General features: G+C 33.8%; 6 protein-coding genes. All 6 read right to left on the bottom strand.

Going from position 1 to position 14,997, the window contains the following annotated elements; translation table 11 throughout:
- Positions 1-179: 179 nt before the first annotated feature.
- A complete protein-coding gene (locus tag AAFU52_RS10150) occupies positions 180-2,687 on the bottom strand; it encodes an ABC transporter permease (RefSeq protein WP_438426334.1) in 2,508 nt (835 codons plus the stop codon).
- Positions 2,688-2,697: 10 nt separating this feature from the next.
- Positions 2,698-5,124, bottom strand: a complete 2,427-nt coding sequence (locus AAFU52_RS10145; protein WP_438426333.1) for an ABC transporter permease — start codon at positions 5,122-5,124, stop codon at positions 2,698-2,700.
- Positions 5,125-5,159: 35 nt separating this feature from the next.
- A complete protein-coding gene (locus tag AAFU52_RS10140) occupies positions 5,160-7,580 on the bottom strand; it encodes an ABC transporter permease (RefSeq protein WP_024769630.1) in 2,421 nt (806 codons plus the stop codon).
- A gap of 71 nt (positions 7,581-7,651) precedes the next feature.
- The gene (locus AAFU52_RS10135) at positions 7,652-10,081 is read right to left on the bottom strand and encodes an ABC transporter permease (RefSeq protein WP_438426332.1); all 2,430 of its coding nucleotides are present in this window, start codon (positions 10,079-10,081) and stop codon (positions 7,652-7,654) included.
- 48 nt (positions 10,082-10,129) lie between these two features.
- A complete protein-coding gene (locus AAFU52_RS10130; RefSeq protein WP_438426331.1) occupies positions 10,130-12,508 on the bottom strand; it encodes an ABC transporter permease in 2,379 nt (792 codons plus the stop codon).
- A gap of 48 nt (positions 12,509-12,556) precedes the next feature.
- On the bottom strand, positions 12,557-14,986 hold the full coding sequence (locus tag AAFU52_RS10125; RefSeq protein WP_438426330.1) for an FtsX-like permease family protein: 2,430 nt from the start codon (positions 14,984-14,986) through the stop codon (positions 12,557-12,559).
- Positions 14,987-14,997 lie beyond the last annotated feature (11 nt).

Raw genomic sequence — 14,997 nt, 5'->3', positions numbered from 1 at the left:
TTACAACATACAAAGTAATCTATATTTTTAAGAATCAGTCGATAGAATACTTTGTTTTGTTTACCATGACGTTTTAATTATTCTTTTTAGATACCCAGTTTTTTAATCAGATTTATTTTCTATTTATCAATTTTTAAAATAGATCTCGGTTTTTAAAACCGATGAGATCCGAAATAATTTTATTCTGCTCTTAAATTTTTAACTGGATTAGATGATGCTGCTTTAATCGTTTGAAAACTTACTGTTGCCAACGTAATTATAAATGCACTTATCGCTGCCACTATAAACACCCAACTATCTATTGGGGTTCTATATGCAAAATCTTTGAGCCACTCATTTACCAAAAAATAAGCTATGGGCGAAGCAAGGATAACAGAAATAAGAACCAGTTTTGTAAATTCTGAAGAGAATAAAAAAGCTAACTCTGATACCTTGGCACCTAATACTTTTCTAATACTTAATTCTTTGATACGTTGCTCTGCAGTAAAAGCAGCCAGGCCAAATAATCCAAGACAAGCTATAAGTAATGCCATAATGGTAAATACACTAAGTATGATACCCATTCTATGTTCTGATACAAAAGTGTTTTCAAAATCCTGATCCATAAAACTATATTCAAATGGCACCGAAGGATCTATCTGTGCTATATCTTCTTTAATACTTTCGATCAACATTTGAAGGTCATCAGGGTTTTTAACCACTACAGGATTAAGTCTCATCGAATAATAGGATAATCCAGCCCCATAATCCCAAACCTTATCGTTTTGATGATGGATAATGACCAATGGTGCTATTTCTTCTTGTACACTATTAATATTAAAATCTTTAACTACGCCCATGACTTCAAATTGATCTTCACTTCCAGAGGCTAAAGCCAGTATTTTTCCAATAGGGGAATCTGCATTATAAGACTCCTTATTTCCCCACCCCAAGGTTTTAACCGCTTTTTCATTTAATATTACTTTGTATTTATCTGTAGGTCGGGACGAATCAAAATTTCTCCCGGCAACAAATTCTACTCCCAATACATCGAGATAATCTTCTTCTGTTCTTACATTTCTAAGTTGAGCTACCTGGTCATTAGCTCCCAACGTTTTGTATCGGTCTCCAGACCATATATTTGGCGGAAGCCCAAATGATTTTCCGACTTTTGAGAAAGCTGGATTTGATATCAGTTTTGTTTTAAGTGCTTCGGTATCAAAACCGATCTGCTCGATATTATGAATTTGTAGAATATTATCTTTCTCGAATCCTAAATGTAAAGAGGAAGTATATGCCAATTGCTTTTGTACGAATAAAGTACAAATCACCAGAGCAATAGAAATAGTAAACTGAAAGACAACTAATCCATTTCTAATTCCTTTTCCTTTAAATTTTGTGCTTACTTTTCCTTTAAGGGTTTCTATGGGTTGAAACATTGAAAGATAAAACGCAGGGTAGCTTCCTGAGATTAAGCCCAATCCTAATATAAATAATAGTACAATTGCCAGAAATATTGGGTTCCCTAAATACGGAATCAGTTCGAGTTGCACATCTGCCATAGTGCTAAATACCCCCAAAGAAAGTTGTACGAGTATTAAGGCAAAAACAGTACCTATCAAAACGAAGAGTGTAGATTCTAAAACAAACTGTTTGATTAGTGCTTTTCGTTTGGATCCTAAAACTTTTCTCACACCTATTTCTTTTGCTCTCTTTGATGATCTTGCTGTGGAGAGGTTCATGAAATTGATACTGGATAAGATAAGTACCAGAACACCTATGGCTCCGAATATTCTAACAAACATTGGGTTTCCTGTTGGTCCAAAGGAATGAGCAGAAGGCGCTTCAGATAGGTATATTTCTCTAAGAGGTTGCAGGTATAATGTCCAGTCGTGTCCCGCAGTAAATTCTTTAAACGTTTGATTAAAAATACGTTCTGTTGTAGGCGGTGCCCATTTTGGTGGGATAGCCTGAATTTTTTCGGAAAACGCTGCTATATTTGTTCCTTCTTTCACTAATCCATAAGTCGAAAATGCTGTCCAAATCCATTTCCAACCATTCATTTGCATCATTTCGGAATGGCTTTTTAAAGAAACCAACATATCAAATTGAATATGTGATTTATAAGGAACATCATCAAGTACTCCTTTTACGGTATAGGTTTTCCAGGAGTTATCATAATCTTTTACTTCTATTGTTTTTCCTATTGGGTTTTCTGTGCCAAAATAACGTTCTGCTGTTTTTTTTGTCATCACCATACTCATAGGTTCACTAAGCGCTGTATTAGAATCACCTTGTAAAAATTTAAAAGAAAATACGTTAAAAAAGTTTTCTTCGGCAGCAAAGTATTGTTCTTCGCTATATAAACTTGCTTCTTCATTATGTTTGGATCGTACGATCTGTGTACCCGTCCTTAAAAGTCTGGTTACTTCTTCAAACTCTGGAGCATCTTCTCTTAATGCGATAGCCACATTGGGGCCTGTAGCCGAAGACATCTCATTCCAATCACCCCAAATATTAGGCTGGTTAACTCTATAAATACGATCTGCTTTGTCATGAAAAGTATCATAGGTCATTTCACTATGAATATATAATCCAATGATAAAACATGTTCCTATCCCGATACTAAGCCCAAGTATATTAAGAATAGTAAATTGTTTTTGTCGAATAGCATTTCTCCATGCTATTTTGATATAGTTTTTGATCATTACTTTTTATTTATTCAGTTCTTAAACTTTTTATAGGGTTCATTGATGCTGCCCTAAAGCTTTTCCAACCTATGGTCATAAATGCAATTAACAGCGTTAAGCAGCCTGCCAGAACAAATATCCACCACTGTATTTGAATACGATATGCAAAATCCTGAAGCCATGTATTCATGACATAAAACCCAAGAGGAAATGCTATCAAAAATGATATACATACCAGTTTCATAAAATCGGCCGAAAGCATTTTTATGATTTGAGGCACGGTAGAGCCCAACACCTTACGGATTCCGATCTCTTTAAATCGTTGTTCGGCAGTAAAGGTTACCAGACCAAATAATCCCAAACATGCTACAAAAATGGTAAGTAGAGCAAATACTCTAAGAATGGTTCCCATTTTTTGTTCTTTTAGATAGGTTTGATTGTATAATTCATCGAGTAAACCATAATTAAAAGGTTCGTTTACTTTAAAATCATTCCACATATCTTCTGCGACAGTAATTAATCCTTCGATATCTGATGTTTTTGCTCTGACAATTAGCCCCGAACTCGGTTCATTAATCATGATAAGAGGATCTATAGTTTGATGTAATGATTTAAAATGAAAATCTTTTACTACCCCAATTACCGAATACTGTCTTGTGCCTCCTTCATTATCTATAGACATTGTTACCGCCTCACCAATCGCATTGCCTGTAAAGCCCAAAATCCTGGCAGAAGTTTCGTTAATAATCAAATTGGTAGTTTCGGACCCTTCTTCTTTATCAAAATTTCTTCCAGCAATTAACTGCATTCCCATAGTTGGGATATAGTGTTCATCAATATTGTACACAACAGTTCTTCTAATCGCATCAGAATCCTGACCTGGATAAATGCTTGACATATGATTATAAGACGGTCCCGCAGGGATATGACCAGACATTGTAATATTGGATACTCTGGGGTCTTTAAATAACTGTTCTTTAAAAACTTTTTCGTTATCGCCTAACATCCAGGAATCTCTTAATACTAATATTTGGTCTTTTTCATAGCCTATATCTTTATTTTGAATGAAAGACATCTGTTGATCTACCACTATGGTAGCCAAGATAAGACCCACCGATATAGTAAACTGAAAAATGACCAACCCACTTCTTAATCCTTTACTATTACCTGTATTGGTAAGTTTGTTTTTTAGAGCAGTTATTGGGGTAAATGAAGAGAGGAAAAAAGCGGGATAGCTTCCCGCCAGAAAACTAATCCCTATTCCTAATAGCAACAAGTACATCAAAACCTTAGGGTGAAGAATATAAGTCACTTCTAATGTTTTTCCGGATAGATCATTAAATAATGGTAATGAAATCATAACCAGAATTAATGCCAATACCATAGCAATCATCGTTGCGATAAAAGATTCTACCAAAAACTGTTTAATTAATTGACTTTTTGGTGATCCAAGTACTTTTTTTACTCCTACTTCTTTAGCTCTTTTTGATGCTGCAGCAGTAGAAAGGTTCATAAAGTTTATACAAGCTATTATTAATATAAATATCGCTATTGCACCAAAAATATATACTGTTTTGATGTCACCTCCAGGTTTGAGATTGGTAGCATCTGCAAAATCAGAATGAAGATGAATATCGGTCAAAGGTTGTAGAAATAGTCCAATATCATTACCTTTTCCATTAAACTCTTCGAAAGTCATCCCCATAGATTTTTTTATCTGCGGACCCATGTATTTATGAACAATTTTTGGTAATTTTTCTTCTACATTTCTATAATCCACACGTTTATCAAGAAGAAGATAACTATGGTAACCAGATTCTATCCATTTAAGTTCTTTTGCATCTGCAAATCCCTTCATAGATCCAAAAGCGTCAAAATGAAAGTGAGAATTTGCAGGAATCTCGTTAATTACTCCTGTGACCTTATAGTGTTGATCCCATTCTTTAAACTCTAATATTTTTCCCAGAGGGTTTTCATTTCCAAAATACTTTGATGCTAATTTTTGAGTAATAACAATAGTATTAGGTTCTAGTAGTGCTGTAGCAGGATCTCCTTTAATGAGTGGTAATGTAAATACCTGAAAAAAATTAGGATCTACATACGCAAACTTTTGATCTCTAAATGTGTTGTTTTTATGGGTAATCTGTGGGGTTCCGTTTGATTTAATACGAGTTGCCTGTAAAACTTCTGGAAATTCCTCTTGTAATGTATATGCAACAGGACCGGGTGTAACGGCTTCTTTTATTAATTCACCATTCATCTTGCCTTTTAGCACAACTCTAACAATCTGATCTGCTTTTTTATGGTAGCGATCATAACTTAATTCGTCTACTACAAAAAGGAATATAATAAGGGCGGTAGCAATTCCTATAGCTAGACCCAAAATATTAATTGTAAACAAGCTTTTGTGTTTCAAAAGTGTTCTCCACGCTACTTTTATATGGTTTTTTAACATATTGATTTATTTCTTGATTGATTCAGAATCATTTACTATTCATCTCTTAGTACATCAACAGGATTTCCATTGGCCGCCATAAAACTTTGCCAACTTACTGTAAGTAATGTAATACCAAGTGCCATTATTCCTGCGAGTACAAATATCCACCAGCTAAGATTTGTCTTTAACGCAAAGTTTTCTAACCAGGAATTCATCGTATACCAGGCTATGGGAATCGCAATTATAAACGCAATCCCTACCCATTTGATAAAATCAATGTTTAGTAGTTTTAGAATCTTGAAAATACTTGCTCCGTTTACTTTTCTAATCCCAATTTCTTTTTTACGCTGTACACAGGTATAAGATGTTAACCCAAATAAGCCTAACGCGGCAATAAATATTGCCAGAAGAGTAAATATCCTAAAAGCAGCACTAAATTCTTTATCATCATTATATTGGGCTTCAAACTTTTTGTCCAAAAATGTATAATCAAAAGTTCTTTGTGGCAGTATTTGCTTCCATTTTTCTTCTATCTGGGTAATCGCTTTGTTGTATCCTGAAGCAGAAGCAATAGTCTCATCAAATTTTACTAATAAATTATCACTGCTATTGCCATGTAGAATAATCATAGGATGTATCTCTTTTTTTAATCCGAAATGATGGTAATTTTCAATAACCCCAGAAATCACCCAGTCTCTTCCAAAAAAGTTTATGGTTTTATTGATAGCTTCATTTGGGTTAAAAACTTCTATTTCGCGCATACAAGCTTCATTAATTATAACAGTATTGCTATTTCCTTTGGGATTGTTTATAAAATTGTTTCCGGCAAGAAATTGAATGTCTAATACATCAAGATAATTACTGTCTGCTGCATATTTGTAAAATACTTTTTTGCTATCCTCTGTTCCGTTGGGGTATTTCAGTCCTATGAATCCTGATAAATTATGATAACCGTCCCCAGGATACGTCTGAGTTCTTGCTGTACTCTCTACAAAAGGGAATTTTTGCAGCTCTGTTTCAAGGATTTTACATTTATTTCTAGCCAGGGAATCTGATATATTGCTTAAAAATTCACCATGAAAAGAAATAGTTTGATTCAATTCTACACCGATCGGTTGTTTTTGCATAAAATCTATTTGTTTGGTAATGACTATCGTACCAATAAGCAAAACAATAGTGGCTAGAAATTGCATAACGATCAATCCTTTTCTAATATTCAATCCACTAGCAGAAGCACGTATCTTTCCTTTTAATGCTTTTGAAGGTGAATATCCGCTTAGTAAAATAGCAGGATATAGTCCTGTTAGGATCATCCCAATTACAATAAAACTAATAATAGGCAATAGCTCTATAATAGTAGAATTCTGTATAACCAATTCTTTACCTGTAACATTGTTATAGATTGAAAGCATACTTAGGGCAAGTATAATTGCTATGGCAATTGCGATACCGTTTAGAACAATCGATTCTGTTAACGATTGCAAAATAAGTTGTATACGTTGTGCCCCGGCAACCTTACGAACACCAACTTCCTTGGCACGCTCCAAGGATTTGGTGGTGGATAAATTGATATAATTAAGCCATGATAATAACAGTACTATAAAAGCTATGGTCGTTAGAAACTTTATCCTGCTGATACTACCATTAGTTTCGGCTTCATAAGGTTTATTAGAATACAGGTGGATATCTTCCAGAGGTTCTATATTGTACCTTTCATCTTCATCGTCCTCAAAGTCACTAGCAATCACTTTACTTTTCAGAAGATCCTTATCTACATTTTCATCTATTTTTAGATACGTATAAAAATTACAATGTCCCCAGTTTAATTTTTTTTCTGCATCTGATGCAAACCAGGTCGCATAAGTATCCAAAGAAATCAGGAAATTGGTTTTCATATGAGTATTTTCGGGAATATCTTTTAAAACTCCAGTTACCGTTAATAATACTTCTTCTCCTACATGAAAGCCTAATAATGTCTTTTGTATTGGGTTTTGCGCTCCAAATATTTTTTTAGCAAAAGATTCTGTAAGTACAATAGTATTGGGTTCTTTTAGCACATTTTTTTTATCTCCTTTTAAAAGGGGATAATTAAATACTTCAAAATAGGTTTCATCTGCCATGGCACCTTTGGATTCTTCAATGATTTTTCCATCATATTTAAAAGTCACCTTATCAAAACGATAAAGACGTACCTGTTCTATCACTTCAGGGAATTCTTGTTTTAAGGTAGGGCCAATAAGATTGGCGGTTTGCGCATCTGAAGCTTCAAAAACATCACCTTCCAGAGCATCCATATATACTCGGTATACATTTTCTGATCCCTCAAAAGTGTCATAGCTACGTTCATAATTCACATAAACCATAATCAAAATAAAAGAAGCAACTCCAATGGCTAATCCCAAAATATTAATAAAGGAATAGAGTTTATTCTTTAAAAGATATCTAATTGCTATTTTAAAATATAAAGTGTGCATGATATATATTTCTATTTAGATCTCGCAGGTATGTGCCACATTTGATTCAGCAACTCTGCAAGATTTTATGATTATTCTGTTCGTAAGCTTTTTAACGGTTTAATAAATGCTGCCCCGATAGATTGATAGCTTATGGTTAGAATCGCTACTGCTATTGCCAGGGTTCCTGCTACTAAAAATATTCCCCAACCAATGTTAATACGATATGCAAAATCCTCTAGCCATCGGCTCATCATATACCAACCAATAGGAATGGCAATAGCTATTGAAATTATAATCAGTTTTAAAAAATCTAATGTCAATAATTTATATATACTTTTAAAAGGAGCTCCTAAAACCAGGCGGATACTAATCTCTTTTTTACGTTGCTCTACCATAAAAGCTGAAAGAGCAAATAAACCTAAGCACGCTACAAGGATTGCAAACAAAGCAAAACTGATGAAGATTTTACCCATACGTTGTACATCTTCATGCATTTTAGAAAAATCCTGATTTAGAAAGCTATATCTAAAAGATTGATTAGGAACGCTTTCATCCCAAATCGAGGTAATTGATTTTAATACTTGATTTATATTATCTGTGCCTAAACGTACAGAAATCATCCCTGGGCTATTACTTATAGTCATTGCCAAAGGTTGAATGTCATCTTTTAAGGTTTCAAAATGAAAATCTTCTACTACCCCAATTACAGTCCAGGATTGTCTTCCATTAGTTATTTCTTTCCCTAAAGGATTCTCAAAACCAAAATCCCTAGCCATGATCTCATTAATGACTATAGCATCGGTAGAATCTGAAGCTAATTCTCTAGAAAAATCTCGTCCTTTTTTTATACGTATATCCAAAGTGTTGATGTAATCATGGTCTACTTCCCAAATTTGTGAAGGAACGGCTATTCCATCATTTCCTTTGCCTTTTTCTTTAAAGGTATTTCCGTTTCGTTTGGTTCCTTCGATAGGTAAATAATCACTAACAGAAACTTGTTTTACTTCGGATAATTTTAATAGTCGATCTTTAAAGTTTTGTGTCTTATTCCCTAAACTTTTCGTGCCTTGAACAATCAGAACCTGTTCTTTATCATAACCTAGTTTTTTGTTCAAAATATAATTCACCTGTTGGTATATGATTAGTGTTCCGATGATAAGGATAATAGATGTAGTAAATTGAAAAATAACCAGGCCACTTCTTAGTTTACCACTTTTACTACCTGTACTCAAACTTCCTTTCAATACGCTCACTGGCTTAAAAGCAGAGAGGTAAAAGGCGGGGTATAATCCGGCTAGAATCCCAATACATAATGCCGAAAGTAATAGTATGGGTAAAAACCACCATTGCCCCCATGGTACGACCAATGCTTTTGAAGCAATTGTATTAAAATATGGGAGTAATACCCATGCCAGTAACACCCCCAAAACAAATGAGACGATACTAAACAGGACTGATTCTGTTATAAATTGAGTAATTAAATTACTCCTAAAAGCTCCCACGGTTTTTCGTAACCCTACTTCTTTAGCACGATTCGCTGATTTGGCTGTAGATAGGTTGATAAAGTTAACACATGCCAATAGCAGAATAAATACTGCAATGGCACCAAACAACCATACAAAACGAATATCACCATGTTTTAATCCATCACTAATATCTATTGATTTTAAATGGATATCGCTTACAGGCTGTAGTTTGAATTTATAGCTTTTTAAAAAATCGACTTTATCAAGCCTGTTAGATTCTCTAGCGGTAGGGATCATATAGTCTTCAACAATGGAGAACATTTTTTGTTCTAATTCTTGTATGTTAGTATTATCATTTACCAAAATATAGGTATGATAGTTCTGCGCACCCCAGTTATGTTTTTCATAAGGATAAAAACCTCTTCCTACCATTGTCATTAGAAAGTTATACTCAAAATGTGTGTTTTCTGGTGAATCTTTCATTACACCAGTTATTTTATAAGGTTTCTCTGTATTATTATCTAAAATCAGTGTTTTGCCAATAGCATCTCCGTTAGGAAAATATTTATCAGCTTTGGCTTGAGAGATTACTATAGTTCCTGGTTGAGATAAAGCACTTTTAGTACTTCCTTGTGCAAGAGGTATTTCTAAGATTTCTAATAACTCCTGATCTGCAAAAATAAATCCATTTTCAAAAATATTTTCTGACTCCCCTTCTATTCGAAGCTCTTTGTTTCCTGTACCAAAAAGCTCACTGGTAAGAAATCTCCCTGACTTTTGTATTTCAGGAAAATCTTCTTTTAAGGCTTTGGCAAAAGGTGCCGGGTAATGAGTCCATTTAATAAGTTCGCCCTTATGTATTACTTCTGTATATACCCTATAAATTTGTTTTTCATGAACATAATGCTTGTCATAGCTTAATTCATCTTTGATAAAAAGTGCAATTAATACACATGCCATAATCCCAACAGCAAAACCTCCTATTTTGATGAAAGTAAACATCTTATCTTTTAAGATACTTCTCCGGGCAATTTTTAAATGGTTCTTAAACATAATTGTCATTTTTTGATGATGAAAACAAATAAAGTCCGAGTTGATACTTTATTCTGTTCGCAAGCTTTTTATTGGATTCTGCAATACTGCTGAAATTATTTTGCTGCTCACCGAAAAAAGCACCACAAATAAAGCTAGTAAACCTGCCATAACTAGATAGATGAATTTGACGCCTTCATGATATGCAAAAACATGTATCACTTTATTCGCAATGAAATAAACTGTAATAAGTCCTAGTGTTGCAGCTATGCAGAATAATATCATATACTCTTTAAACAGTATTAGAAAAATACTTTCCACATTTGCCCCCAGGACTTTTCGTATTGCTATCATTTTCTGCTGTGTTCTTAACGAAAAAGATACCAGACTATATAACCCAAGTACTGCCAATAGTATAGCCAACACCGAGAAAAAAATAAAAATATTGATCGTACCTTTTAGTGAATTCAAAAAACTGCTATCAAGTTCATGATCCAAAAAACTGAACTCAATAGGGCTTTCTGGAAAATTATTATTAAAAAGTGTATTGACCAATACCTGAGCTTCTGCTCTTTTATCCGGAGCTACTTTTATGGTAACATATGAACTACCAGAACCTTCATCCATAAAAAGGATCATAGGCGGGATTTTCTTGAATGCTGTATAGTCATTAAAATCTTTTACTACACCGATTACTTTTAAACGCCCATTATCAATTTTCTTACCCAAGGCATTGTCCCATCCGAACAATTCTAAAGCAGTTTGGTTTATGATGCATGCACTTTGGATATCTGTAGCATACTCTTCAGAAAAATCTCTTCCTTCTGTTAGTGTCATTTGGTAGGTTTTCAAAAAATCATAATCTACCCTGTGCGACCTAATCACAGCCTTACCATTAGATGTATTCCCTTCCCAGTCCATACTTTGGTGACTCCCTCCACCAAATGGAGCTGAATCTGATATAGAATAATTAAGAATATTAGGGTTTTGTAGTAATTGCTCTCCTATCGTTTTAATTACCTCCCTGTCTTCAACGTTTGTAACTTCTATCTGCGATACCAATAAATCTTCTTTTACAAACCCAATATCTCGTTGCTCTATATATTTAAACTGTTCTATAATAAGTATTGAAGTAAATACCAACGGTATCACTAAAACCAATTGAAAAACAACTAGAGTTTTTCTTAAACCTGTACGCCGTTTAATAGATGAATTACCTTGAAGAAAAGAGGAGATTTTTAAGGACGTAAGAAAGAAAACAGGGTATAGACCAGCCAAAATACCTGCAAAAAGTGAACCAAGCGCAGCATATATAAAAAATGGCCAATCCTGACTAAAAACAATAGATAAATTCTTTCCGACAATTTTATTAAAGAGTGGTAGAAACAATAGTACCAGACCTATAGCAATAATAAAAGAAATAGATACCATAACCAATGATTCGGTAATAAACTGATATCTTAAATCACTTTTTGTACTACCCATAACCTTTTTGATTCCTATTTCTAATTCTCTCTTCATAACTTGGGCAGTAGATGAATTTACATAATTTAGCAAGGTGATTAAAGCAGTGAAAATTACAACTGCAAGAAAAAGATATAGTATAGTAATCTCACTTCTATTTCCCCCGCCTCCCCTTACTTTAGAAGTTTTCATATAAATATCTCTGATGGGTCTTAAACTAAGTAGTTCTTGAATTCCATCTTCTAACGTAAGGTGATTTGTTAAAAATCCTTTTACTTTTTCTGATACCTTGTCAATTTCTGCATTATTGTCTAATTGAACATAAACAGATGCATTATTTACACCCCACCCAGCATCGAGTTTATTTTTTGTAATAGTCTCATACGAGCTAAAAGAAAGTAGATAATCAACCCTTAAATGAGAATTATCAGGATAGTCAGCAAATATGCCAGTAACTACACAATCATATTTTTTATCAATACGTACTGTTTTTCCTATACTATTATTATCAGGAGAAAGTTTTTTGGCTAATGATTCTGAAAGCACTATACTCATTGGATTTTCTAGTGAGCTGTGTTGATCACCTTCAACGAACTTTAGGCTAAAAAGTTTTAAAAACTCATTATCTGCAAATAGTCCATTCTTCTCATGATACATTGCATCATTAACACTTAGATAGTTTGCGGTAGTTCTTATACTTGTGGCATTAGTAATTTCTGGAATAGAGTTTTGTAATTCATCTGATAATGAGTACGGTGTATTATCCCAAATATCACTTTGGATATCACTAACATATGTTCTTTCTACCCTAAAAACCCTATCATAATCAGTATGAAATACATCATAACTATTTTCATAATTGATATAAAAAAGCATGAAAATCACAGCCGATAAACCTATGGTAAGTCCACCGATATTTACGGCCGAATATCCTTTGTTTCTTTTTAGATTTCGCCAAGCGATTTTGATATAGTTTTTAAACATAACTATCGTTTTTTGATATTGAAAATAAGTTTAGTACGAGTTGATAATTCATTCTGTTCGTAAACTTTTTACCGGGTTAGCGGTTGCTGCTTTAAATGCCTGTACGCATACAGTTAATATTGTAATACCCATAGTAATAGCGCCCGCTAAGGCAAAAACCCACCAACTAATCGAAATTCTATATGCAAAACCCTGTAACCAGTCTTCCATATAGTAATATGCAAGAGGAGTAGCTATGAGTAAAGCTATGAGTACCAGTTTTACAAAATCTTTGGTAAGCATATTGATTACAGTTCCTACACTGGCGCCTAATACTTTTCGAATTCCTATTTCTTTTTTCTTCTGCTCTGCCATAAAAGAAATCAATCCAAATAAACCTAAACAACTAATTAAAATAGCCAAGCAAGTAAATACAATTGATATTCGACTTAGTCTTTTTTCTTCAACAAATAATTTTCCAACTTCTTTATCAACAAAAGTGTATACAAAGGGTGTACTAGGGTTTATTGATGTCCAGCTACGATCAAGATTAGCTAGCAAGGTTTTAAAATCTGTAGTTTCTGTTTTAACGATAAGCCATCCTGGTTCATTATCATTGAAAAGCATGATAGGAGCTATTGATTCTTTTAGAGAGGCAAAATGGTAATCGGCTACAACTCCTACAATCTCATATACCGAAGTTTCTCCTTCATACGTTTGTATCAATTTAGAACTTAATGCATTATCTATATCAATATTAAAAGCATCAATAGTAGCTTTATTAACGATAACCTGAGTACTATCATTAGTACGTAAATCACGACCAACAAGCAGAGGTGTTCCTACAGTTTCAAAATAATTATCACTAATACCATTGTATTTAACCAATGTCTGATTTACAGGGTTTTCTCCTGGGAGATGTAGTCCTAAATCATTCATTATATATTCTGATGGATAGTGATTACTACCTGCAACATCGGTAACTCCCGATACTGTTGATACTTGAGATCGTAATGCATCAAATTTTCCTATCGCTTCATCGGTTCCTAAACGAATTGCAATAAGATTTTCTTTATCAAATCCCATATCTTTGGTTTGTGAATACTCTACTTGCTTATTCACTATTATTACTGCTGCTATTAAGGCAATAGATACAATAAACTGAAAGACAACTAATGCTTTACGGAAGTTTCCACTCCCACTTGATACATTAATAGTGCCTTTAAGTACCTTAACCGGTTTGATAGCAGATAAGATCAAAGCTGGATATGCTCCGGCAAATAACCCACTGAGTATACTTAATACTAGTAAAGGCATTAAAATTTTCAAATCAAATAAAGCAGTATAGTCTATATTTCCTTTTGTAAGTATATTGACAAAAGGTAACACCAAAGCTGTTATAGGAATACTTATCGCCAAAGCAAATAGAGATAGTAATATTGATTCTCCTAAAAATTGACGTATTAGGGATCCTCTATTTGCACCTACTGCTTTTCTCACCCCAATTTCTTTGGCACGTTTATTTGCCCGTGCCGTACTAAGATTAATGAAGTTAATACATGCTACTACCTGGATAAATAGAGCAAGAATAAGTAGTAAATATAGATATTGAATATTCGAAACGGTATCAATCTGATTAGAGATTCCCTTAGAGTAAAGGTGAATATCTTTAACCTTTTGCAATAGTAATGCTTTATCAAAACCTACTGCTGCCAAATTTTGTGCACCACGATTTTGTAAAAATGCAGGTAATTTTTCTTGCAATTGCTTCTCATTAGATCCGGGAAGTAGTTTTACATAGCTATGTACAAAATTCTGAGTTGCAAAATTTTGTTCATTTCTTACAAACTCTCCCAATCCAGGGGAATTCATGCTTAAAATGTAATTTGGATTAAGGTGAGATTTTGCAGAATTATCCTCAAAAACTCCTGTAATGGTCAAAATTAATTCCTCCTCACCACTGCCTAAAACCAGATTTTTGTGTAAGGCTTCTCCAGCTCCGAATAATTTTTTGGCTAATGTAGAAGAAAGGACAACAGTATTAGGGTTTGTTAGTGCACCTGTAGCATTACCCTCTTTAAAAGAATAGCCAAATAGGTTAAAAAAAGTAGGATCTGCCAAATAACCACGAGACTCATAATAGCTTTCTTTACTATCCTGAACTCTCAATAGCGCATCATTACCCTCACCAAAATATACTATACGACAAGCTTCTGTTACTTCTGGAAAATCTTCTTTTAAGGCAAAAGCTATGGGAGGAGAACTTGTAGCTGCATTAAAATCAGCACCACCATTACCATTCCCTGTAATTACAGTTCTTATTCTATAAAGAGATTCGGCATCTTCATGATGTGTATCATAACCTAATTGAGCAAATACATAAACTATTATGCTTAGACAGCAAACAGTACCGACAGTAAGACCTAATAGATTTATACTTGTCTGAAGTTTATTTTTTGTGAGATTTCTCCAAGCTATTTTTAAATGATTTTTTAGCATAACTGTCGTTT

The organism is Aquimarina macrocephali (genome assembly GCF_051627225.1).
GTDB classification, from domain to species: Bacteria; Bacteroidota; Bacteroidia; order Flavobacteriales; family Flavobacteriaceae; genus Aquimarina; species Aquimarina macrocephali.
This window is presented reverse-complemented; position numbering and strand designations above follow the sequence as displayed.

What these genes read in the sequence shown, in the direction of transcription:
- AAFU52_RS10145 (WP_438426333.1), bottom strand. Translation starts at nt 5,124, where the DNA reads ATGTTAAAAAACCATATAAAAGTAGCGTGGAGAACACTTTTGAAACAC.
- AAFU52_RS10130 (WP_438426331.1), bottom strand. Translation starts at nt 12,508, where the DNA reads ATGTTTAAAAACTATATCAAAATCGCTTGGCGAAATCTAAAAAGAAAC.
- AAFU52_RS10135 (WP_438426332.1), bottom strand. Translation starts at nt 10,081, where the DNA reads ATGTTTAAGAACCATTTAAAAATTGCCCGGAGAAGTATCTTAAAAGAT.
- AAFU52_RS10140 (WP_024769630.1), bottom strand. Translation starts at nt 7,580, where the DNA reads ATGCACACTTTATATTTTAAAATAGCAATTAGATATCTTTTAAAGAAT.
- AAFU52_RS10125 (WP_438426330.1), bottom strand. Translation starts at nt 14,986, where the DNA reads ATGCTAAAAAATCATTTAAAAATAGCTTGGAGAAATCTCACAAAAAAT.
- AAFU52_RS10150 (WP_438426334.1), bottom strand. Translation starts at nt 2,687, where the DNA reads ATGATCAAAAACTATATCAAAATAGCATGGAGAAATGCTATTCGACAA.